The organism is Castellaniella sp., from assembly GCF_034674885.1.
Classification (GTDB): Bacteria; Pseudomonadota; Gammaproteobacteria; order Burkholderiales; family Burkholderiaceae_B; genus Castellaniella.
In genome coordinates, this window is record NZ_JAUCDS010000025.1 from 1 (window position 1) to 20,345 (window position 20,345).

25 protein-coding genes are annotated in these 20,345 nt (G+C 64.0%); all 25 read right to left on the bottom strand.

The features are described 5' to 3' along the window. Positions 1-125: 125 nt before the first annotated feature. Positions 126-1,208 carry a reverse transcriptase/maturase family protein gene (locus tag VDP74_RS12380; RefSeq protein ID WP_322999944.1) on the bottom strand — a complete coding sequence of 361 codons (1,083 nt, stop codon included), beginning with the start codon at positions 1,206-1,208 and terminating at the stop codon, positions 126-128. A 292-nt stretch (positions 1,209-1,500) separates the two neighbouring features. Next, positions 1,501-1,866 carry a diversity-generating retroelement protein Avd gene (gene avd, locus VDP74_RS12385; RefSeq protein ID WP_322999945.1) on the bottom strand — a complete coding sequence of 122 codons (366 nt, stop codon included), beginning with the start codon at positions 1,864-1,866 and terminating at the stop codon, positions 1,501-1,503. Next, complete coding sequence (locus VDP74_RS12390; RefSeq protein WP_322999946.1) at positions 1,863-2,291, bottom strand: hypothetical protein; 429 nt, start codon at positions 2,289-2,291, stop codon at positions 1,863-1,865. Before VDP74_RS12390 ends, avd begins: the two co-directional genes overlap by 4 nt. Then, positions 2,288-2,890: a hypothetical protein gene (locus VDP74_RS12395; RefSeq protein WP_322999947.1), complete on the bottom strand. Its 603-nt coding sequence runs from the start codon at positions 2,888-2,890 to the stop codon at positions 2,288-2,290. The genes VDP74_RS12390 and VDP74_RS12395 overlap by 4 nt, the downstream gene beginning before the upstream one ends. A 78-nt stretch (positions 2,891-2,968) precedes the next feature. Continuing rightward, complete coding sequence (locus VDP74_RS12400) at positions 2,969-5,551, bottom strand: hypothetical protein (protein ID WP_322999948.1); 2,583 nt, start codon at positions 5,549-5,551, stop codon at positions 2,969-2,971. Between the two features lie 15 nt (positions 5,552-5,566). Further along, on the bottom strand, positions 5,567-5,956 hold the full coding sequence (locus VDP74_RS12405) for a hypothetical protein (RefSeq protein ID WP_322999949.1): 390 nt from the start codon (positions 5,954-5,956) through the stop codon (positions 5,567-5,569). Between the two features lies 1 nt (position 5,957). Beyond that, entirely contained in the window at positions 5,958-7,100 is a 1,143-nt protein-coding gene (locus tag VDP74_RS12410) for a phage tail protein I (RefSeq protein WP_322999950.1), read from the bottom strand. Further along, on the bottom strand, positions 7,097-7,987 hold the full coding sequence (locus VDP74_RS12415; RefSeq protein ID WP_322999951.1) for a baseplate assembly protein: 891 nt from the start codon (positions 7,985-7,987) through the stop codon (positions 7,097-7,099). The genes VDP74_RS12410 and VDP74_RS12415 overlap by 4 nt, the downstream gene beginning before the upstream one ends. After that, positions 7,984-8,328 carry a GPW/gp25 family protein gene (locus VDP74_RS12420; protein WP_322999952.1) on the bottom strand — a complete coding sequence of 115 codons (345 nt, stop codon included), beginning with the start codon at positions 8,326-8,328 and terminating at the stop codon, positions 7,984-7,986. The genes VDP74_RS12415 and VDP74_RS12420 overlap by 4 nt, the downstream gene beginning before the upstream one ends. A 44-nt stretch (positions 8,329-8,372) precedes the next feature. Further along, entirely contained in the window at positions 8,373-9,407 is a 1,035-nt protein-coding gene (locus tag VDP74_RS12425; RefSeq protein WP_322999953.1) for a contractile injection system protein, VgrG/Pvc8 family, read from the bottom strand. Positions 9,408-9,420: 13 nt separating this feature from the next. Further along, positions 9,421-9,630: a tail protein X gene (locus VDP74_RS12430; RefSeq protein WP_322999954.1), complete on the bottom strand. Its 210-nt coding sequence runs from the start codon at positions 9,628-9,630 to the stop codon at positions 9,421-9,423. Further along, on the bottom strand, positions 9,630-10,538 hold the full coding sequence (locus VDP74_RS12435) for a phage tail protein (RefSeq protein WP_322999955.1): 909 nt from the start codon (positions 10,536-10,538) through the stop codon (positions 9,630-9,632). The genes VDP74_RS12430 and VDP74_RS12435 overlap by 1 nt, the downstream gene beginning before the upstream one ends. Continuing rightward, positions 10,535-13,027, bottom strand: coding sequence for a phage tail tape measure protein (locus VDP74_RS12440; protein WP_322999956.1), 2,493 nt, complete (start codon positions 13,025-13,027; stop codon positions 10,535-10,537). Before VDP74_RS12440 ends, VDP74_RS12435 begins: the two co-directional genes overlap by 4 nt. 230 nt (positions 13,028-13,257) lie before the next feature. Beyond that, positions 13,258-13,503, bottom strand: a complete 246-nt coding sequence (locus VDP74_RS12445) for a phage tail assembly protein (RefSeq protein ID WP_322999957.1) — start codon at positions 13,501-13,503, stop codon at positions 13,258-13,260. Further along, positions 13,500-13,739: a hypothetical protein gene (locus VDP74_RS12450; protein WP_322999958.1), complete on the bottom strand. Its 240-nt coding sequence runs from the start codon at positions 13,737-13,739 to the stop codon at positions 13,500-13,502. The genes VDP74_RS12445 and VDP74_RS12450 overlap by 4 nt, the downstream gene beginning before the upstream one ends. A gap of 12 nt (positions 13,740-13,751) precedes the next feature. After that, positions 13,752-14,258, bottom strand: coding sequence for a phage major tail tube protein (locus tag VDP74_RS12455; protein ID WP_322999959.1), 507 nt, complete (start codon positions 14,256-14,258; stop codon positions 13,752-13,754). 38 nt (positions 14,259-14,296) lie between these two features. After that, positions 14,297-15,808, bottom strand: coding sequence for a phage tail sheath subtilisin-like domain-containing protein (locus tag VDP74_RS12460; protein WP_322999960.1), 1,512 nt, complete (start codon positions 15,806-15,808; stop codon positions 14,297-14,299). A gap of 75 nt (positions 15,809-15,883) precedes the next feature. Continuing rightward, positions 15,884-16,549, bottom strand: coding sequence for a phage baseplate assembly protein V (locus VDP74_RS12465; RefSeq protein ID WP_322999961.1), 666 nt, complete (start codon positions 16,547-16,549; stop codon positions 15,884-15,886). Then, a complete protein-coding gene (locus VDP74_RS12470) occupies positions 16,546-17,058 on the bottom strand; it encodes a hypothetical protein (RefSeq protein WP_322999962.1) in 513 nt (170 codons plus the stop codon). The genes VDP74_RS12465 and VDP74_RS12470 overlap by 4 nt, the downstream gene beginning before the upstream one ends. Continuing rightward, on the bottom strand, positions 17,058-17,591 hold the full coding sequence (locus tag VDP74_RS12475; protein WP_322999963.1) for a phage tail protein: 534 nt from the start codon (positions 17,589-17,591) through the stop codon (positions 17,058-17,060). Before VDP74_RS12475 ends, VDP74_RS12470 begins: the two co-directional genes overlap by 1 nt. Beyond that, entirely contained in the window at positions 17,588-17,914 is a 327-nt protein-coding gene (locus VDP74_RS12480) for a hypothetical protein (protein WP_322999964.1), read from the bottom strand. Before VDP74_RS12480 ends, VDP74_RS12475 begins: the two co-directional genes overlap by 4 nt. Next, positions 17,907-18,530 carry a hypothetical protein gene (locus VDP74_RS12485; protein WP_322999965.1) on the bottom strand — a complete coding sequence of 208 codons (624 nt, stop codon included), beginning with the start codon at positions 18,528-18,530 and terminating at the stop codon, positions 17,907-17,909. Before VDP74_RS12485 ends, VDP74_RS12480 begins: the two co-directional genes overlap by 8 nt. Beyond that, a complete protein-coding gene (locus tag VDP74_RS12490) occupies positions 18,530-19,021 on the bottom strand; it encodes a glycoside hydrolase family 108 protein (RefSeq protein ID WP_322999966.1) in 492 nt (163 codons plus the stop codon). The genes VDP74_RS12485 and VDP74_RS12490 overlap by 1 nt, the downstream gene beginning before the upstream one ends. Further along, on the bottom strand, positions 19,021-19,338 hold the full coding sequence (locus VDP74_RS12495; RefSeq protein WP_322999967.1) for a hypothetical protein: 318 nt from the start codon (positions 19,336-19,338) through the stop codon (positions 19,021-19,023). Before VDP74_RS12495 ends, VDP74_RS12490 begins: the two co-directional genes overlap by 1 nt. 2 nt (positions 19,339-19,340) lie before the next feature. Beyond that, complete coding sequence (locus VDP74_RS12500) at positions 19,341-20,342, bottom strand: major capsid protein (RefSeq protein ID WP_322999968.1); 1,002 nt, start codon at positions 20,340-20,342, stop codon at positions 19,341-19,343. Positions 20,343-20,345 lie beyond the last annotated feature (3 nt).

Below are 20,345 nucleotides of genomic sequence, written 5' to 3' on the forward strand. Positions count from 1 at the left end.
AATACCGGCCTGTCACGCCGGGGGTCGCGGGTTCGAGCCCCGTCCGCTCCGCCAATAAATTCAAGGGGTTACGCCGTTTTGCGTAGCCCCTTTTTCTATTCCAAATTCCAATTTTGGAATATGTTTTAGGCGTCCGCATCCAAATTTCCCGTTTCGGGTGCCGCGCCGTGGTTGCTGCGCAGGCCAGGCACAAGTACCAGATCGCCCAGCGTGCGCTCGACGGTTTCGCGGGCGTCGCAGTGTTTCGCATACGCAACGAATGACGCGACGCGCTGGCGCACATGCGGCAGATCCACCTCGCCCACGAAGTACTGGCACATCAGCCGTCGGAAGTCACGGCGGGCGCGCTTGATGTTTCGCTTCCTGGGCAGGATATGGGTCGGCCAGGTGCGATAGCCGCAGAAGTCCACGCCGCGCTGCCATGGATGAATGGCGGTTTTCGGGTTCAGCTCCAGGCCCAGGCTGTGGACAGTGGCCCGCAGTTCGCGCAGAACACTCTGGGCGGTGGCTTTGTCGGGGAGGACGGCGATAAAGTCGTCCATGTACCGAGCATAGAACCTGATGCCCATGTGATCCTTGGCGATGTGATCCAGCCGGTTCAGCACGATGTTGGCCCCAAGCTGGCTGGTGAGCGCGCCGACGGGCAGGCCCAGGCCGTTCTCATGACCGTAGCCGGTCAGGATCTGGCGCCAGATCCACAGTACGTCCTGATCGGAGATGACCTGCTCGACCTCGCGCATGAGCACAGGATGCAGGATGCTGGCGAAGTACCGGCTGATATCAGCCTTGAGGACGTACACGTCATCGCCCCAATTTCGCCGAGCGATCCGCAGAAAATCCTGAACGCGCTTGACGGCGCGCTGCACACCCTTGTCACGGCGGCAGGCATAGCTGTCATGGATGAAGCGGCGCTCGAACAGAGGCTCGACCACCTGCACCAGGGCGTGATGCAGGACGCGATCCTCGAAGGGTGGCGCCTGGATGGCGCGCAGCTTCGGCTCACGCACGGTGAACTCGCGCTGGCGCCCGGGCGTCCAGGACCTCCAGAGCAGGTGGTTCTGCAGGTTGATGAGGTTCTCTTCGAGGTTGGCTGCATAGCGCATCACCTCGAGGCGGTAGCGCTTGCCGTGACGGGCGCCCTGGAAGGCCGCGTAGAGATTCTCGAAACTGGTGAGTTCGGCCCACAGGCCGTTGACGGTGCGAGGCATGAGTGTCCTGGTGATGGGTGGGCGCTGCCACGGTCTCCGTAGATACTGGCCGCAGCGCCCTGTTTATCTTCGACAGCACGGTCAGGACAATGGCCCCAAAGGACGCGCACTGGACGGAGGCCCGTGAGCCTGCCGTCGTCTGGCGATGATCGTTTGCGAGGCGGCCGCCGATGTTCGTGCCGGAGTTCGACGCGGCGTTGTCGACGTACAAGCAGAACAGCCCGCAGATCGCGCCGTTGTTCCAATTCCCGCCGTAATAAGCCATTGCCCATTCAAATACAACTTGCGGGCGCTACTGCATGGCTTCCCCCTTTCGCTTCGCGGTTTCGTGCTTGATCCATCCGCCCACGATCTGCCCGATTTCGTTGGTGTGTTTCATCCAGACCATCAGCCGGTGGTCATTGATGTAGCCCAGACGGTGAGCCTTGCGAATCAGCAGGCGGAACACCTCGATCTCGACATCGAGATCGAACAGTGCAGCGGCCTTCTGTCGGCGTTTCCACGCGACAGTGGCAAGGCGCAGGAAGCGGTTTGTGCTGGTGCGCATCTCGGCGCACAGCAAATGCCGCTCCAGGCGAGGAAACTGGTGCAACACCTGGTGGGTATAGGCGTCCAGTTCCTCGAGTTTGGTGAGCAGTGTCAGGTGTGGGTCTTTCATGCGATGCGCGGCCCATCGCCAGGGAAATCCTGCGGACCGAATAACCGCACGCCCGCAGGATACAAGCGCTGCATCCAGGTGGGCGCCTGCGCATCATGCAATTCGCCGGCGAGCACGGCCGTGGCGGCCTGCTGTGTGAGGCCGGGAATCTCATGACGAAACTGGCACAGCGCGTCATGCAGAAGCGATGCGCGCCAAGCTGCGGGCCGGCCGTCATCCATGAGCGGGCCGTCGGGAATACCGAGCCAGATGCGGGTGCCGGGGATGTGGAATGCTGGGCTGCACCCGTCCCAGGCATAACCGGCCTGTACGCGCACCAGACCGCAGTGGATCTGCAGCCATTGGTTGCTGAAGATAATGCCGGCCAGCGCCCTGTGATGGGCCGCCACCCGGCGATGCAGCACATAGCGCCAACGGGTCGTCATGCCAGAGCAGCCTGCGCGTCAAACACGATGTCCGACAGATCCTCGGCGGACGCAGCCGCGTCAATCCGATCTTCCAGCGCCTGGCGCATGCCGAGCAAGCCTCCGGCGGCGTCCTTGAATGCCGCTTCTTTGGCTTGGACGCGGGCCGCCAGGTCGGCGACCGTCAGGCCACGGTCGGCGGCGATCTTCGTGAGCAGTGGTGCTGCCGCCTCGGGATCGGCCTGGAGTGCGGCGGCCTCGGCGGCCTGCTGTGGCCACGTCTTGACCTCGACGTCCGGATAGCCTTTGATCAGCGCCCTGCCGGCGGCGTCGCATGCGGCGTTGATCTCGGCCAGCTTCGCCGCCCTGGATGCCTGCAGGGCCGCCGCGCCGGCGGGCTCGAGGACCAGCTCCCCCAGGAACTGCGCGGCGGCGGGCGAGCACGCCGGCACCTCTTCGGCCTGCCCAGGCGGGGTGATCGCAACAAACAGCCGGCCGGGACGATAGGCTTCCGGCACCTTCCAGGCCTTTACGCGGCTGGCGCCCGCGACGGCAGGCATGGGTACTTGCATCGTGGTGCCGTCGATCTCGACCACCAGTTTGCCGTCTTCGATTTTCATGGATTGCTCCTGTGATGGTTGGTCGGGCGCCGCGCTTGGCGCGGACCCTTGAAAACATGACTCAAAAAACCTGATGCATCACACCTTTGCGAGGCGGCCGCCGAGGTGCGTGCCGGAGTACGACGCGGCGCTGCCGACGCCCAAGCAGAACAGCCCGCAGAGCGCGCCGTAGAGCCAATTCCCGCCGTGGTAGGCCACGCAATTCGCTGCCGACCACATGCCGTCGGCATACGTCCCGTTGCTGATCGATCCATCGACCGTCGCCGGCATGAACAGCGGCCCCAGGTCGTAGTCCGCGCCTTCGTCGGCGGACATCGTGACGATGTAGCTGCCGCTGGACGCCGGTGCGATCTGATTCGTGGTGACGTATGTTTTGTTGCCGTTCTTGTCCCAGACCTTGTATTTGCGAGCGGCGTCGGTCTGCAGGCCATCGAACATTTCCCAGACATTGCCCCACAAACCGATAATCCCGCGCCAGGAGGCGGCCAGGGTCGCGGCGGCATCTACGGCCTGGGCGGCGCTGCTGTTGACGTGTCCCTGGGCGATGAGCGTTTGCGCATCGGGGTTGCCCAACTCGATCAGGGCCAAGGTCTGGATGGCGGCGCGCATGTAGACGTGCCAGAGCTGGAAGCCCGTGACGCCGCCAGTGTTGCGTGCCGTGGCGCGTGCTGCCATCGTTGGGAAGTTGATCGATACCAACGGCGAGACGCCGGGCACGGACTGCATCACGTTGCCGGTTCCGTTCGAGGCCTTGTATTTCCCGATCCAGAACTGCTGCAGGGGCTGTCCGGCATCCATGAACGCCGGGTGAAGCTGGAATCCGGACTCTTTCTTGTCGGACACCCAGATCGCGGTTTTCCCCGCGAACGTGCCCGAGGGCACAATGCCTTCCTTGATGTAGAACGCGGGGATTTTCACCATCTGCTGGCCGTCAATGGTCTGATCGACGATCCCGGAATAGGTGGGGTGCGCATTGAAAAACGCGGCGTCTGTGGGCTTGGCGCCTCCGTCTTCGTCGATGCGCGACCACTGTCCCGACGTGCCGCCCGTGGTTACCAGGGCGATGCCGATGACGGTCCCGAAGGTCTTCTTGGTGGTGAATTTGGTTTCCACCGACCACTCGCCCCAGCCGATGTTCTGGCCCTTGTGACGGACGCGCCAGAAATACTCGGTTTTGGAGGACTTCAGCAGGTCAGCAGGCACCGCAAAGGACGTGAAGTTTTCCGTGTCGTCGCCCGTGTCCAGAACTGCCGCGTCGTAGGACTGGCCCGCCTCGCGGATCTGCCACTGCGCGGCTTCCTGGGTGTCGCCGCCGGCATACACGGCAAAGCTGCTGCTGGTGAGCGTGGGTGTGTCGCCCACGTTCTCGAGCTTGTCCGCAGGGCTGACGTTCGTGGGTGCCTGGATGTAGACGAACGAGTCGGCGGTCGAGAACGAGACGGCATCAGACCAGGGCGACCAGGCGCCCTCGGCATCGCGGGCACGGCCGCGCACATAGTAGGTCGAGGACACCTCCAGGCGCAGGCCCACCTCGCGCCAGGAGAGGCCGCCCACCTGCGCGCCAGAGTCGATCATGATCTCGGCAAAATCGGCGGTCGTGGAGACCTGGAACTGTACGGCATCCACGCTGGTGTCGGTCAGCGACACATAGTTGGTCAGCGCGAGCGTGGGCCGATCCGTCAGCCCTTCCGCACCGTCGAGCGGGTTTGCCATCGCGGGCTTCAGCGGCGGCGTGTGCTGACCGCGCAGGCCAGTGATCGTGCCCAGGCCGATGATGTGCTGCACCTCGGTTGCGCCCGTGCCGCCGGAGACCGTGACCCGCAGCGCGGTGTCGCCCGCGATGGCGAACTCGTATTCGCAGTCGATGTATCCTGCGGGCACCTTGCCGTCGGCGCGCGTCCACGCGAGCGGCGCCGATTTCCATTGATTCGTGGGCGTCAGGTAATCGACGTTGATGATCGCGTCGGTGGGCTGGCGCCGAATCACGACAGAGCGCTTCGCCGCGTCGAACCCGAGATTGATGGGCTTCGAGAAATAGACGTCGCCCGCCTGCGCCTGGGACGTACCGTCGGCCACGGCGAACGACGTGCGAGCCAGGAAAGCCCCCGTGCCGTAGGCCCATGTGAGCGCATCGGCCACGCGCACGCGCGTGCCGGTCAGCACGGCCTCGACCAGCACTTGTTCACGATGGGCGCCGTCGTAGACGACATACCGTTGGCCGGCCTTGAAGGTGCTGGAATCCTCGACGTCGATGGAATCGTCGCCGGCGACGGCCGAGATCACGGAAACGGGCTGGGTGTCCATCAGCGTGTAGTCGCCCGCCCACATTTCCATCGAAATATTGTTGCCCGAGTAGTCCCAGTCCAGACGCACCGCGCGCGCCAGCATCGGGGCGGTCATGCCCTGCAGGCTCCCCAGGTCTCCGCCCAGATCCTGGACGGCCTGGGTGACCTGGTTCATTTTTTCAGCGAATGTCGGGGCGTCGCCCTTCGCGGCCTCGAGTTCCGCGACCGCGCCGCCGGCGCGCTGGCGCAGCGCCTCGAAGTTCTCGTCGATTTCTGCATACTTGCCGTTCCAGGCATCGGGGACGGCGTCCACCTCGGTGTTGGGAAACTTCGTGATGACCGGATGCGGCAGGGGCGGAATGGTAGGCGTAGTCATGGTTGTCACCTGTGATTAAAAGAGGGGTTCGATGAACACCTGGTAGAGTTCGTCGGCTTCGCGCACCTTCGGCGCGAAGGTCTTGAAGGCCACGGGGCGGCCTTCGGTGTCGAGCAGCGCGGCCTCGGACACCTTCACGCCGACCAATTCGCCGGGTTCAATGCGGCCCTCGCACTCGACCGTATAGGGGCCGGGACGCGTGACTGCGTGCAGTTCTTTCCGCAGCACTTCGTGAAACAGGCCAGGCGCGTCCGGATCGGCAATCTTCGGGGTGTCATCCGGGTTATGGCCGCCATCACCAAAGGCCATGAATCCGAACGGCGCCAGCAGCGCCGCGTTGGCGGGATCGGTGTGAAAGTCAGCCATCCGGGTGCGGTATGCGTTTGCGATGACGGTCGATGCCATGTCAGGTAATCCTTGTAGAAACGATGCGCGATTCAGGCTGCGCAGGGCCGCCGATCTTCCAGGAGCCGTCCAGCGTCAGGCGGCCCGCTTGGGCTGGGTCGGGGATGGTCTGCGACGGGGGGCGTACCTTGAAAGCGCCGATCTTCGGCGCTGTGTACATGCGATGCGGCTTGATGCGGCGCGAGCCGTCCAGCTTCCAGGTGCCGTCCAGCTTCAACGGCACACCGATCTTCCAGGATCCGTCGAGCTTGCGAATGGTGCGGCCCAGCTTGATCGGCGCGGGCGTGGTGATGGTTCGCAACGGGACAAGCCGCTGGCGGGGCCGCATTGCCACCGGGACACGCTTGGTCAGCGTGGAATGGCTGGCGATCCGCGCCGACTTCAGCTTTGGTCCGGGGATGTAGCCGTATTTCTTGCCGATCTTTACCGAGCCGTCCAGCTTCCAGGTGCCGTCCAGCTTGGCGTATTCGCCGTCGCGGCCCAACTTCCAGATGTAGCCGGGGCGCGTGGTGATGAGCAGGCCGCCCCAGATCGGCGAGAAAATCTGCTTCTGCATGACAAAGCGCGATTCCACGCCGATGGTGACGGTGAAGTAGAAGCGCAGCCAGTAGACGAACAGCGGCCAAGCACGCTGCGGCTTCCATTCGTCGATCAGCGCCCGCAGCTTCGCCATGACGGCGGCGTTCGTGACGTCGGCCAGGTTCAGGCGCACGATGAACTGCGCCCAGTGCTGAATCTGCGGGATGCCGGTAATGGCGCCTAGCGGCATAATTTTTACCGAGCCGTCCAGCTTCCAGGTGCCGTCCAGTTTCGGCGGGTTGTATTGCGCGTAGATGGCCTGCTGTTCCTGCTGGTCGATCAGATCGACGTCGAGGCCGAGCGTGGACAGCGCGCGCTTGACGGCCCACGGCGTGCCCTTCTTGCGATGCAGCAGCACCGACATGCGGATCGCGTCGCGCTGCTGCGACTCAGTCGCGGCATCCTCCCAGTTGTCGACGTGCAGCGCCCAGGCCAGCCATGGCAGCGCGTCGCGCGGGCATGTATCGGGGTTCCAGAGGTCGGCGATGGGGGTCGGCAGCGCCAGCGGCGTGGCGGCGTCCAGGGCGCGCTCGAGCGTGGTGGCGTTGTATGGCAGCAGGCTCATGCGCTCGTTCCTCCTGGCGACAATGTGATGGACATGCAGAGGGCGGCCTGCAGGCCTGTAACCGAGATCAGGACGTCCTGGTCATTGTCCGCCGCCGGGTTCGGCAACCCTGGGGACATCAGGCTGACGCGAGACACGCCGGGCTGACGCAGTGCCCGTTTCAGGCCTGATACGGTGATGTCATAGCCGAGGCGAAACTGTTCGGCGACATACGCGGCGACCGCATCCGTCGCCGCCTGGATGACAGCGGCCTGCCCGATGCCCGGGAAGCACGCCAGGACCGCTGCGATGGAATAGCGGATGACTTCCGCGCCGACCACCACGGGCCTGTCGGTCAATGGGCGCACGTCCTCGGCGCTGACCGCCGCATAGACCGTATCCAGTAGCGCCTGGCTCGGCACGCCGTCGGGGTTCGCGTCGGACGGGGCGGCCAGCACAGCGATACGCACCACGCCCGGCTCTGGACTGTCGACGTAGGCGTCGAGGACATCATTGGATGCGGACAGGGCGTGGTAAAGGTAGGACTTGGTCGGGCCGGCGGTCGAAAGGCTCTCGAGCGACAACTGCGCCCGGCGGCGCAGCCGGTCGTCTTTTTCATCGGGCAGACGCTGGACGTCGAACAGGGCAGCGAGATTGTCCAGGTCGGTATCGGTGGCATGAGCCAGCATCGTGGACTTCGCGGCGTTGTTGATGCGGGCGCGCAGCAGCAGTTCTCGGTACGCAAATACCTCGCACAGCTTCGTGGCCGGCTCCGACTCCAGCGACAGGACGTCGGACAGCTCCGGCGCGAACGCGAGGGCGTCGGCCTTGATCGTCGCCAGGATGGTCTCGAAATCAAGAGGCTCGACGACAGACGGGGGGGGCAGCAGGGAAAGATCGATGCTCACGCGGTCACCTCGACGGTCACAGACAGCGGAGTCGGCTGGTCGCCGTAGACGTACAGACCATCAGCCGTCAGCTTGATGCTGCCGGGCGTGACCGCGTCGACGTTGACCTGCTGCAGCTTGAATCGGGGCTCCCATGTGCGCAGCGCTCCCGCCGTGGCCGCGTAGATAGCAGCCATGGCGCGGCGATTCGTCGGAGCGTCGATCAGGTCGAACAGTTGCGATCCGTACTGACGGCGCATCACACGACTCCCGATGGGAGTCGTGAGGATGTCGCGGATCGACTGCTTGAGATGCGCCAGGCCGTCGAGCGATTTTCCGGTGATTGCGTGTGTTCCGCTCATGGCGCAATGTTGGGCCAGGGCGGCGGGCGGTTCCTGCGGCGGGGTTATTCGCTGGTCGCGGATTCCTGTCCGGTGCGGTCTGCGGCCTCGGCATCGAAATCATCGCGGCGCTGGGCCTCTACGCGGGTAAGCAGGCCGCTGCTGTCCAGCGCATGCTCGGCGCGGGTGGTGATCCACTCGCCGTCGGTCAGCACGTCGAAGCCGGTCAGCATCAGCGGCATTTCAGCGCACAGCGCAGGGCGCCCGAGCAGGGACAGGGAAAGGCTGGTGCGCCCGCGCTGGAGCTGGCGCAGCTTTGCCTCGGCCGCTGCCAGTGCATCACGCGCCGACTTGTATGGGTGCCGGATGTATGTGACCGGATCACCGCTGCCTGCGTACACATATTGCGTTTTGGCGGCGCGACGGTTGCCCCAGTGGGCCCCCACGCGGGCGTAATATTGGCGCTCATGAATCGACGTCCGCCATGCATCGCTTCCAGCCAAATCGTCTGGGGTGATCGGCATGGTGGGCAGGGGCTTGCCATCCGCTGTGACGCCCGCGCCGCGCTCGACAAACAGCAGGAAGCCCCCGGCTGGCTTCATGACGGCGCCGTACTGTTCGGCGAGGCGGGTCAGGATATTCAGATCGGACTCGTATGCCTGGTCGACGTGGTCTGTGGCGATGTCTCTGAATTTATCCGCGATCTTCGCCTTCAGGCCATGCTCGGCGGCGATGGTTTCGACGATTTTCCCCAGGGTGGACTTGTCCCACGACCGCTTTTTCTGGCTCTTGAGGCTCGCCTTCATGTCGGCCGCCTTGCCAGTAAGAGAAATCGTGCGCGGCATGCCCGCCGACTCGACCTCGTCAATCGTGTAGCGGCCCATGTCGCATAGTGGCTGGCCCTCGTAGCCCAGGGCGACGGCCAACACAGCGCCCGTGTTCGGGATCACGATGGCCTTGTCGCGGTTGTCCAGGGCGATATTGAACTGGTCTGACGTTACCCCAGCCTGATCGGTGATGCGCAGCGACAGCAGCCTGTCGGCCAGCAGCGCGGTGATATTGCCTTCGGTTTCGTGGCGGATGACAAATGTCGGTGTCATGTACTGCTCTCCATCACCATAGACGCACGGTCTGCGCTTGCGGCGCGGCGGGGGGCAGATCCGGCAGCACCAAGGTGAGGCCGCCAGGGAGTTCCGGCGGCAGGTGGGCAATCTGCGGGTTCGCGGTGATCATCGCGTGCACAGCTTTCTCTGTGCCGTAGACGCGGCGGGCGATAGCGTCCAGGACTTCGCCATCTCTGGTCAGGTATGTGCGTGATGCCATCAGATGGTCCATCCATTATCAATCCGCGCATCGGCGCCATTCGGCCCCAGGGGCCGCTCTACACCGCTGGAATCCTTGAATGTCCCATAGCCGATGTCCGTAGAGCTGGCCACTGCCGGGCCGCCATCAGGGGCGAGCGGCACATCCCCGGCCGAGGCGATTGCGGTAGCGGCTGAAGAAACGGCGTCTGGTAAAGCGTCATCGCCATAAGCCGACATGGAAATCTGGAAATCCACCCGCCGAGGCTGGCCCGCTGGATCCAATTCCGTGCCTGTTTCCTCGATGCTTTCGACGACGAACTGCCCGTAGATTGCGCCGAAGTGGTCGATCAGTTCCATGGGCTTGCCATTGGCAGCCAAGCGACGCAGCAGCGGGATTCCATCGGCGCCGCCGGTCCAGTGCGGCAGCAAATAGCCATCCAGATCGATCCTGTCGTCGCCCTGACCGATAAACTGCCGTGCTGGCGCGCGCCCGATCCGGTCCAGTTTCGCCCAGCGGTAATCAGTGGACCGCTTCAGGGACTGGTGTGCGATGGTGCCGACCATGAACGGAAAGAACCCCAGGATCAGCATCACATCGCCGGAAGGCGGCGGGTCGTTACCGTCGCTGAACTTCAGCGCGCTGACCAGGCTGGAGATGCCCATGTTGATCAATCTGTTTATCTGCGCCTCGCCTTCCTTTGCGAGGATCCCGATGGCGTCTGATCCTACGGCATTGACCAGGTCGTCGATGCGACCCGTTTGCAGGGCCTTCCCAGCGGCGGGAAACCCCATGCCGGTGACGATGTCGCCCAGCTTGTCAGCGGACTTGTCTGTGATCGTAGCGGCCACCTTGGAGAGGCTGCTGCCAGAAAGGGCGTCCCTTGCTTTGTCGGCAAGCCCGCTGACATCGATGTCGAATCCGATCATGCCCAGTCTCCCAATGCGGCGCGGCGGGCGCCCTGGTCCTGCCTGCGCACAAGCTCGGCGACGCGGCGGGCCATGGCCTCGGCGTTTTCTCCGGCCTGCTGCGTGATGTGGAACTCGAACGTCTGCGTGACTGTCGGTGCGGCACCTGCAGCCTGTGGCTGTCCGCCCGCGAGGGGGGCGCCGGGCGCAACGGCGAGATCGAACGATCCGGCCGGCGCCAGGTCGACGCCCTGCAGGTTGGTAGCGAGGGCGGGCTGGAACGCCATGCTGGCAGCAAGCCCAAGTCCCGCTGTCGCGCGACCCACTGCGCCGGCGGTGCTGCTGATGCCGTCGGCCGCGCCGGCGCCCACCATCTGCCCCAGGCCCAGAAACACGCGGGATGGCGACTTGATCCCCAGCTTTTCCTTGAACCATCCAATCGTGTCGTCGGCCACGTTGCCGATGGCGCCCTTCACTGCGCTGCCCATGCTGCTGATTCCGCTCACAAGGCCGCTGATGAGCATGCTGCCCAGCTCGCTGAACTTGCCCGGCAGTTCGACGCCGAGGGATCCGAGCGCGGCGGTGATGCCCTGATAGATCAGCCCCATCGGCGACCAATTGACCAGCAGCGCGACGACACCGCTGACGCCCCCATCGAACGCGGCCTGGACCTGCGTCCACAAGTCAGAAAAAAACGATGTGGCGCTGGACCACAGACCCTGGATTTTTGTCCAAGCGCCGCTCACCACGTTGGTGGCGATAGACCAGAATGCGTTCCAGTACGGACTGATCTTGTCCCAGTTCGCCCATACAATGCCGGCCATCAGTGCGATCCCTTTCAGGGCCAGGCCTATGGGATTGGCTGTCATCGCCAGGTTCATGGCTGTCCACGCGACGCGCACCAGGCCGATTCCATAGGCTGCGGCGGAAAATGCCACCTTCCCGGCCAGCAGCGTGGCAAACGTTGACCCGAGCACGGCCACCAGGGTCTCGTTCTCGCTCATCCATGTCACCACTGGCGCCGATGCGGCGATGAACTGATTGATCAGCTTGGTGAGCGGCGGCAGCAGCGGCACGATGGCGCTATCGCGCAAGGATGTCAGGGCCTCGCCCAGCTCTGTCCATTTTTGGGTCGGGTCCTCATTGCGCCGACGGGCGGCGTCGGACTCGACCTGACCGGCTGACGACTCGACCTCTGCTTTGATGCGCTTGTATTCATCGATATTCTGCAGCATCGGCGTGACGAACGACTTGACCTGCATGTCGTTGAAGAGTGCGCCCATCTTGAAGGCGTCGCCCTTGGTCAGCTTTTGCACCAGTTTGAGTGATTCCTCGATAGGGTTCAGGCCCTTCTTGGCCCAGCCCTTGAACTCCTTTTCGAGATTAACCCCGAACTTGGCAAAGTTCTTCACGGTCAGCGGCGCCGTGAGCTTTGCCATGTAATTCTTCATGTTGTTGGCCGCTTCGCTGGGGTCCGCCGCGCCCTTGAGCGCAATCTGGAGCGACGACCCGAGCGCCGCGACGGCGTTTGTGCCGGTCAGGCCGAGCTTTGCGGCGTCGGCGGTCATGGCCGGGAAATACTTTGCCATGTCTGCCAGTTCAAACCGACCGGCTTTACCGGCGGCGACCAGCATGTCCATGGCCTTGATGGCGTCGCCCGGCGCAACTTTCAGGTTGTCCAGCAGGGAGAACACGGTGCGGGACACGTCCTCAACGGACGCGCCTGACGCCGTGGCGGTCTTGCCGATAGCGCCCAGAGACGCCACGGCTCGATCACTATCAAGGCCGGCGGCGACCAGGACCTGCAGGCCGGACGCCAGCGATTCCCGGGTCTGGCCTGATTCTCGGGATACGGTGGTGAGTGCGGCGCCTATCTCCCTCATTTTTGCGGCCGGAATGTCTGCGGTGATCCCGATGTCCGTGAGCTTGGCCTGCAGTTCTCCGGCGCCCTGAAAAGCCGCTTTCAGGCCCGCGCCAATGGCGACCGCATCGAAAAGGCCGGCGCGGGCGGAGTTCAGCTTCTGCTGGGCGTTTTCGCTGGCCGCCATGGCGCGCTGCAGCGACGCCTCGCGGGCGCGGATGGTTTCCAGTGATTTCCCGAGGCGGCCGAGGCTTCCGGTTTGCTGGTCTGCTGCAGCGGCCGCGTCCTTGTGTGCGATAGACGCCTCGCGCACCTTGTCTCGCGCCCGCTCGACGCGGGTCGCCAGCGTGCCTTGTTGACGTTCCAGAGCTGCTGCCCGGGTTCGCAGCGTTTCCAGTTCTTTGCCGTCGGCAGAGCGCATGGCGCTCTTGACCTTCATCAGTTCACCGCTGACGGCCGCGAGTTTGGCGCGGCTCTTTTCCAGGTCGGACTCCGCGCCTTGCAGGAACTTCAGCCGAGTGTCGCTGCGCTTGATGGACTCCAGCGCGTCGCCGATTTTCGCCAGTTTTTTCGGGGCAGATGCAGTGACATTGTTGAACGAGTTGGACAGCGTCGCGCCGATGATGACGCCAAGATTTAGATTGTCCATAAGTATGCCGCCGCGCTATGTTTTGAGGCCCATCCGGGCATTACTCGGGGGAAACGCAGCGGGCCGCGATACCTACTTCTTCGCGGCCCGCTGCTAGGATTTACGGAGATCCGAGATCTGGGTGGCCCACTGCACCAAGTCGTCGAGATCCATGTCTCGGATCGACTCGACCGAGAACCCGGTCGCCGTTGCGAGATAGGCGCACAGTCGCCACGTTTCCCTGGTGCTGATTAAAAAAAACCGGCGACGGCCTTCTGCAGGGCCGCGTAATCGCCCATGTCCAGCTCATGCAGGGCGGACGGGGCCACGTCGGCCAATAGGGCGATCAGCGCGATTTCGCGGTCGGCGTTGGTGGCGCCCATCTTCTCGGCGGCCAGGTTGTCGCGGACCTTCGGGCGTCGCAGCTTCAACACGGACACCTGGGCGCCGTCGATTTCGACCGGATACTTCAGTTCGACGATGGTGCGGTCGCTCATTTCTTGTCTTCCTTCTTGTTGCCGGAGTCGGCCGGCGGGGTGGATTTCGCGGAGGCTTTCGTGGTCGGCTTGGCTTCGGGTGCTTCGGCCAGGGTCGGCGCATCATCCAGGGCCTGGGCCGGCTCGATATAGCCGTTCAGAAAGGTGGCCTGTTTTTCGGTCAGGTTCACGATGGCGCCGGCGGCGACATGGCTGTTGCCGTGCGGAAATGCCTTCAGGGCACGATAGGTTTTCATGCGTGATGCTCCTTAAATTGCCAAATGCTGGCGGGTAACTTCGAGCTGATCGACGCCGTTGACGATGAACTTGTAGTTCACGGGGTCGATTTCGTAGATGACGGCGCCATCGATCTCGAGCTTGTAATAGCGCAGGCTCATGCTGATCTTGAGCGGCATCTCCTCGCCGGGCGCCCAGGTGCCCGGGTCAACCTTGGGGGTGATGCCGCGCATCGTCACCACCACGGGCTTCTTGGTGCCGTCGTCCGACACCATGGATGCGCGGCCGACGAACGCGAACTGCTCGCCAGGCAGGATGCGGAAGGTTTGCATCACGTCGCGGTCGAACGAATACATCGTCGCTTCCGCCGTCAGCTTGTTGATCCGGCCCATCGGCACGTCGACGGCGGCGGCCATGCCGCCCGCCTGGTACTCGATGGTTTTGGCCTCGATGACCGGGGGGATGAATTCCTTGATGCGACCAGCGTAGCCGCGCCCATCGACAAAGAGATTCACGTCGTAAAGAATGTCTGCAATCATGATGAGATCCTTTTTCTACTGTCTTGTGCCGCAAAGGCTCAAGCGGCGGAACCGAACACGGTCTCGATGTAGCCGTTGACCAGGCGCGAACGGAACACGATGTGCTCCGCCGGATAGGGCGGCGTGAAATCGAAATCGAAGTACACGATGCCCTGCTCGATCTGGTCGGGCGTATTCAGGGCGGGATCGGCCCAGGCACTGCCGCCAAGAATCGCCCCGACGGTCTCCAGGTGCCGCAGATAAGCATTCACGCCGTTCGTGACGTCCTCGACGTAGGTCTTCGTGATATTGCGGTCCACCGCCCACATATGAGCGCGCAGCAGGCTTTCGTTGATCATGTCGGCGGTGCGGCGCACGGACAAGAATGCCCACTTCGGATCGGACGAACACGTCCGATTGCCCCAGAGGCGGAACCCGTCCTTCTGGATGATCGTGGCCACCTCGTTTTCGTTCAGGTAGTTGGCCCGCGAGTTGGGGTCTCCCAGCACGAAATCGACGGCGCGGGCGGTGCCGGTGATGCCGTTCATCTCGGTGTTCGACGGCGACCACCAGAAGCCGCGCGTATTGTCCGAGCGGGAAATCATGCCCGCGACGCGGGCCGAGGCGGGCTGCAGTGCGTCGGCATTGGCCTCGGTATCCCACACCTTCACCCAGGGATCGACGATGTAGACCCGGGCGGACCCGAATTTCTCGCGGTAGCTGATCGCGTCCTGGTCGGTCGTATTGGGGCCGTCGGCCAGGATCACGGCGCGCAGCCGCTCGGCAATGCTGACCATTTCGGTGACCACGGCCTGATCGTGCGACCAGCCGGGAGCAATGAGAATCTTGGGCTGCACCTTGACGATGCTCTCGGCGCCCAGGAACGCCTGTACGCCCAGATATTGGCCGACGGGGCTGACGCCGCCGATGATATTGCTCTTGGTCTGCTCGAGGTCGCCGCCATCGTCGACGCGCACCACAACCACCATCGAGCCGGCCTGATCGAAAATCGCGTCGATGGCGTCGGGCAGCGTCCCGGACGCGCCCAGTGGTGCGGCTTCCAGGCGGCTGCCGGCGATCAGCACGGGCACATTCAAGGGGAATGCCTCGTCGACGCCGCCGGCCAGGAACCGTGCGGCGCTGGGCGACACCACGCCGGCACCCGTGGAACCATCCGCGTTGTCAGCGGCGACCAGGGTGCTGGCGGCGGTGCTGGCGGCGATTGCTGCTGCGACATCCGCGGCGGTCGATACGACCGCGCCGGTGGCGTCGGTCTTGAGGGACACGGTAATCGCGGCGCCCGAAACGGCCACCTGCAGATCTGCATCAGGCTCCCCCGAGTTTCGGTATTTGATCGACGTTTTGTTGCCGACGGAGCCGGGGGTCGCGGCGGTGTACGTCAGTGCGGTATTGGCGCTCACGGTGCCCAGGGTGATCGAGGCAGTCGCCTGCGGCTGGGCGTCGGGCGCGGTGCCGATCAGGCCGATAACGCTGGATCGGACGGTGGAAATGGGTCGGGCGCCGTAGTCGAGTTCGATAACCTCGACGCCGTGCAGGAACTGTTCGGGCATGTGGATGCTCCTTCGGTTGGAGATACGCACATGTTGAATTTCAAACGCGCCGACTTCCTGCGGTGGGGTTGAGGATTACGGGTGCGGCTTGCTGACGTCCGCGCCGTCGCCCTGTTCCGTATGTGTATGCCCCTTGAGACTGATATCGTCAGCCTGGACATCTCCGTTCTTGACCTTGACGCCGCCCTCGATTTCGGCAGCGGCGCCGCCAGATCCACCAGAAACGGCCAGGCCGCCCTTGACCGTCAGCTTCTTTTCGATGGTCGCGTTGCCTGTGATGAGCGTCTCCGGTGCGTCAACCTTCGCGCTGGGCGTTTTGACCGTGGCCGGGCCGCCGGCGTCGACATTGACCTCGCCTGCAACCTTGATAGTCAGCGAGCCAGCGGCACGGTCGTGGGTGATTTTGTCGCCGTTTTTGTACCGGATCGTGTGCAAGTCAGGACTGCTCTCGGGCTCCGGATTTTCGTCCGAATAAAACGAAGGGCCGACTGACGCGCCCTCCATCAGACCGGACGGTGCTATGACCTCGACCTGCTCGCCGACCTCGGGCGCCCACCAGTCGATGTCGCCGCCGGCGCGGCGGGTTTTCCAGGGGAGCCAATCGGTCGTGAAATCATCGCAGAACACTCGCACCTTGCCGCGCCGATAATCGGCTTCGACGATGGTGCCCACGCGCACGATGTTCGCCAGACGGCGCTCGAGATCCGCCAGGCGGCGCTCAAGGTCGACCAGATCGCTCATGCGAGGCGCTCATAATCGTCGGAATGGTCGGTGCCGATGGCCGGGCTTTGGCTGATGTATATCTCCGACGGTGTGATGCCCACCGGCTCCAGCTCGCCCAACGCGATCTCGATGTTGAATTCCACGACCCAGCACAGGTATCCATCCAGGGCGGGTCGGAATGCGTCTTCGCCGGCGCGCGCCAAGCGAATATGCCCGTGGCCCGGGACGGGCCGCCGGATCTCGTGCAGGGCGACGGCGACGCGGGCGGCCATGGAGCGCAGCGCAAGGTCGGCGCGAGGCAGCGTCGGGTCGACGATGCAGTGCGCCATCCAGCGCACATCCGTCAGCAACCGGGTGTCGCCCGCTTCGCTCAGCGATTCAAAATCGTCGATCTCGACATAGATGGCGGGCACGCGCAGGCTGCTATGCTTGCGGGGCGGCGGATCGGCGCTGATCGTCGGAATGTCATCGAGGGCTGGGCGCAGGCGATCTATCAGAGCGTCCGCAAAATCTGCGATGGTGGTCATCAGACTGCCTTTTTCAAAACTTTGCTGAATTCGTAACGCAGTTCCTGGCGCATGATCTCCATCAGCCTGGCCTCGGTTTTTATCGCCGCTGCCCGGAGCGCAGCGGCGCCGACATCGTCGATCTCCATCTTTGCCAACTCCAGGGGAAACCGGCTCTTTCCGGTGCGCCTGTACACGCCGCCGCCGTAACGGTTGATGGGAAATGCGCCCTCGAAAAAATGGCGACCCACCTGGGTGCCGCTGCTGCGCCGCTTGGGCATGCCAAGGCGACGGGCGGCCAGGGAGTTCAAGCCGAGCCAGACCTTCTGATCAAGGCCGCTGCCCTTGGTGTATGTTCGCAGGCGCTGCCGGATGATCTTCTGCTGGATCCGCAGTTGGGCCGACATCGTGCGGGCCGCCTGACCCTCCGTCCACTTGGCTGTTTTTCGCACGGCGCGGCGGGCGGCGCGGCGGCATGCTTCCTTCGAGAGCTGAAACATACCCATCAGGCGCTCCAGCTCACCCCTGGGGATCCCGGCGGACAAGTCGATCATGGTTGGGCCTCGCGTAATACCAGGGCGGTGAAGCCCGTCCCATCTGGTTCGACACTGACGACCGCGAATGTTGCGCCACTGGGTGCAATGGCGCTGCCTTCCGGGGCCAGGACAATACTGCCCTCGACGGCTTCGGCGGCTGTCGCGTCGCGCACCGTAAAGGTCGGCTCGACTACGTCGGTACGCATGGACCCCATCGCAGGCTGGATCCACGGCGCGGCGAACATTCCGCGCACCGGCGCGCCGTCCAGGATGGCGGGGTCGGACAGGTGGACGATAATGGCCGCATCCATGCGGGCGGCCAGGGCGCTGAAGTCAGGCATTGGGGCGGCTCGGCGGTGAGGGTTTGGCATCGCCATCCAGCGTCACGGTGCCGGGGGAGATTGCGAAGCGGCGGATGTCGGCATCGGAGCTTTGTGCCGCGCCCGTGGTTCCAAACCAGAACGCCAGAGTTTGCTTCAACTCATTGAACCAATAGCCGATGACCGTGCCCACCGTCAGGCTGGCCGTGGCGTCGCGCAGCAGGCCTTCGGCCATGCCCGAGAAAACGAACCAGACGATGGCGATGGCGCCGGCCAGCAGCAGCACCGTGATCGTCGGGCGTACCCAGTCGCCGGGCTGCGCGGCGGCGAGTTTGCGGGCGCTGTCGCGGTCAGCCGCCTCGGCGGCGAACTGCGCGGCGGCGGCCTGGATGCGATTCTGTTCTGCCGTCACAGCCAGCTTCTGCAGTTCAACCTTGGAATTCGTCTCCAGCTCCTTCAGCTTCAGCGCGGCGTTCGGATCGCGCAGGATAGCCTCGGACACCGCATCGGGTGTCGCAGCAGTGCCCAGGGCCGTGGAAATCAGCCCGCCGACTGCCGCACCGGCCGGGCCGCCCAGAATCCCGCCCAGGATCGGAGCGGCCTTGCCGACGACGCCGGCGATATCTTTCCAGTCCATCAGGAGTCCTCCGCTGCATATTTGAGATTGCCGGCCACGCGGCGCGCCCAGCCCTTACCGAATGACGGCCAGGTGGACAGCTTGGTGTAAAAGTCCAAGCGCTCGGCATTGAAGCGCGACAGCACGTCGGTCACGGACATGGCATGCACTGCCGCCAGCGTCATGGGGCCGACAACGCCGTCATCAGCGACGCCTACGGCGCGCTGAAGGAACCGGATGGCCTGACCGGGGCCGTGGTTCACGCCCGCGTCGAAAAGCTGGAAGGCGATGGCGCCGTCGTACTGATCGGCTTTCGCGCGGCCCCAGTAGGCCGTCCGGTAAATTTCCTTGGCCTTGGCGCGGGTGAGGTCGCGCATGCTGCCGGTATACCCGGCGCCGCGCGCCGTGCGTAGCGTGATGCCCCAGTTGGTCTCGCCGCCGGGATCGTCCGGGTGGTTGACATACCCGCCCTCGTGTCCGATCAGCCGGTCGAATGCGATATCGAAATTCATCACGGCGTTCCCGTCAGAATCTTGTTGACGATCATGGCGCCGACGACGCCGGCGGCCGCCCATACGCCATTGATCACCCAGTGGGAGGCCAGCTTCTGCATGGGCTGCTGTCGCTCCAGCGCAGATAGCCTGTTCTCCAGCTTGGAGATTGCACTGAATGCACGCTCGAGCGCGGTGGCCGTGTGCGCATGACGCTCTTCCAGGCGCGTCAGGCGCTCCAGCGCCGCCGCAACCTTGGTCATGGTGCCATGCACCTCTTCCAGGTTGCGGCGGATGACACCGATCTCGACGCGCAGGCTGTCGTGATCGTCGGCCATGCTTACGCCTTGATCGTCAGCTTGATGACCGCGCGGGGGCGGGTGCAGATGCTGATCGGGTTGGATTGCGCCTCGACCAGGATGCCCTTGCCCAGGGGCTTGGGCTCCTGCTTCGAGTAGTACGGCAGGCCGATGGTGTTGGCGGTTTCGTTGTAGTTCGCCGGGGCGAAGCGCGTGATAAACATGTCTTCGACGCCCTCGGGGAACAGGTACGCCTCTCCGTCGGCGATAAACGGCGAGGCGCCGATGCCGCCCTTGAACTCTTCAATCGTCACGCCGGCGAAGTCGAAGCCCGCACGCGGGTCATTGCGGGCGAACTGTCCGGTTTCCCACCGCTCATAGGCTTTCTGGATCTTGTCATGCGCGATGAAGGTGCGGAAAAACGTCTTTCCGCAGATCATCCGGCAGCCGGTACTGACCTCGTTCATCAGGGCGGATTCCATTTTGTCCTTCGCCCCGAGAATTTCACCGCGCAGGTCCGCGCCGGCGACGTTGAGCGACAGCTCATGCGTCTGCTGCGTCAGGCCGAATTGTGTGAACAGATTGCTGATGACCGTGATGCCATCCGCATCGACGATGGTGCCCTTGATGGCGCCGACACGCTGATATTCGATGGTGGCATCGAGCCGTCGGCGCATTTTCCGAAGGCGCTTGTTGACGAAGGACACCATGGTTTCTTCGTCCGAGGCCTTGCCGAACGCGCGCAAGTTCTGCACGTCGTCGGGCTTAATGGTGTCTTGAGTGGGCAGGTGCGTCGTGGGAAACAGGACGAGGCCGCGAGTGCTGCCGCCCGTCGGGTTCGGCGTGTCACTGTCGCGCGACTGGTTGGGGACGAGGGTGAGCGTGTCCACATCCTTCTCGATGCCCAGGCTCGTGGTGGTAATGCCGTCTTCCTGGAACAGGCCCAGCGTGGCGAGCCGAGACGGCAGCGCCGGCTGTTCGTTGATGGCGGCGGTCAGTTCCTGCAGGGAGAACTTGTCGGAATCGAAAATGCCGAGATTCATGTT

What these genes read in the sequence shown, in the direction of transcription:
- VDP74_RS12380 (WP_322999944.1), bottom strand. Translation starts at nt 1,208, where the DNA reads ATGCCTCGCACCGTCAACGGCCTGTGGGCCGAACTCACCAGTTTCGAG.
- avd (WP_322999945.1), bottom strand. Translation starts at nt 1,866, where the DNA reads ATGAAAGACCCACACCTGACACTGCTCACCAAACTCGAGGAACTGGAC.
- VDP74_RS12390 (WP_322999946.1), bottom strand. Translation starts at nt 2,291, where the DNA reads ATGACGACCCGTTGGCGCTATGTGCTGCATCGCCGGGTGGCGGCCCAT.
- VDP74_RS12395 (WP_322999947.1), bottom strand. Translation starts at nt 2,890, where the DNA reads ATGAAAATCGAAGACGGCAAACTGGTGGTCGAGATCGACGGCACCACG.
- VDP74_RS12400 (WP_322999948.1), bottom strand. Translation starts at nt 5,551, where the DNA reads ATGACTACGCCTACCATTCCGCCCCTGCCGCATCCGGTCATCACGAAG.
- VDP74_RS12405 (WP_322999949.1), bottom strand. Translation starts at nt 5,956, where the DNA reads ATGGCATCGACCGTCATCGCAAACGCATACCGCACCCGGATGGCTGAC.
- VDP74_RS12410 (WP_322999950.1), bottom strand. Translation starts at nt 7,100, where the DNA reads ATGAGCCTGCTGCCATACAACGCCACCACGCTCGAGCGCGCCCTGGAC.
- VDP74_RS12420 (WP_322999952.1), bottom strand. Translation starts at nt 8,328, where the DNA reads ATGAGCGGAACACACGCAATCACCGGAAAATCGCTCGACGGCCTGGCG.
- VDP74_RS12425 (WP_322999953.1), bottom strand. Translation starts at nt 9,407, where the DNA reads ATGACACCGACATTTGTCATCCGCCACGAAACCGAAGGCAATATCACC.
- VDP74_RS12430 (WP_322999954.1), bottom strand. Translation starts at nt 9,630, where the DNA reads ATGGCATCACGCACATACCTGACCAGAGATGGCGAAGTCCTGGACGCT.
- VDP74_RS12435 (WP_322999955.1), bottom strand. Translation starts at nt 10,538, where the DNA reads ATGATCGGATTCGACATCGATGTCAGCGGGCTTGCCGACAAAGCAAGG.
- VDP74_RS12440 (WP_322999956.1), bottom strand. Translation starts at nt 13,027, where the DNA reads ATGGACAATCTAAATCTTGGCGTCATCATCGGCGCGACGCTGTCCAAC.
- VDP74_RS12445 (WP_322999957.1), bottom strand. Translation starts at nt 13,503, where the DNA reads ATGAGCGACCGCACCATCGTCGAACTGAAGTATCCGGTCGAAATCGAC.
- VDP74_RS12450 (WP_322999958.1), bottom strand. Translation starts at nt 13,739, where the DNA reads ATGAAAACCTATCGTGCCCTGAAGGCATTTCCGCACGGCAACAGCCAT.
- VDP74_RS12455 (WP_322999959.1), bottom strand. Translation starts at nt 14,258, where the DNA reads ATGATTGCAGACATTCTTTACGACGTGAATCTCTTTGTCGATGGGCGC.
- VDP74_RS12460 (WP_322999960.1), bottom strand. Translation starts at nt 15,808, where the DNA reads ATGCCCGAACAGTTCCTGCACGGCGTCGAGGTTATCGAACTCGACTAC.
- VDP74_RS12465 (WP_322999961.1), bottom strand. Translation starts at nt 16,549, where the DNA reads ATGAGCGATCTGGTCGACCTTGAGCGCCGCCTGGCGGATCTCGAGCGC.
- VDP74_RS12470 (WP_322999962.1), bottom strand. Translation starts at nt 17,058, where the DNA reads ATGACCACCATCGCAGATTTTGCGGACGCTCTGATAGATCGCCTGCGC.
- VDP74_RS12475 (WP_322999963.1), bottom strand. Translation starts at nt 17,591, where the DNA reads ATGATCGACTTGTCCGCCGGGATCCCCAGGGGTGAGCTGGAGCGCCTG.
- VDP74_RS12480 (WP_322999964.1), bottom strand. Translation starts at nt 17,914, where the DNA reads ATGCCTGACTTCAGCGCCCTGGCCGCCCGCATGGATGCGGCCATTATC.
- VDP74_RS12485 (WP_322999965.1), bottom strand. Translation starts at nt 18,530, where the DNA reads ATGGACTGGAAAGATATCGCCGGCGTCGTCGGCAAGGCCGCTCCGATC.
- VDP74_RS12490 (WP_322999966.1), bottom strand. Translation starts at nt 19,021, where the DNA reads ATGAATTTCGATATCGCATTCGACCGGCTGATCGGACACGAGGGCGGG.
- VDP74_RS12495 (WP_322999967.1), bottom strand. Translation starts at nt 19,338, where the DNA reads ATGGCCGACGATCACGACAGCCTGCGCGTCGAGATCGGTGTCATCCGC.
- VDP74_RS12500 (WP_322999968.1), bottom strand. Translation starts at nt 20,342, where the DNA reads ATGAATCTCGGCATTTTCGATTCCGACAAGTTCTCCCTGCAGGAACTG.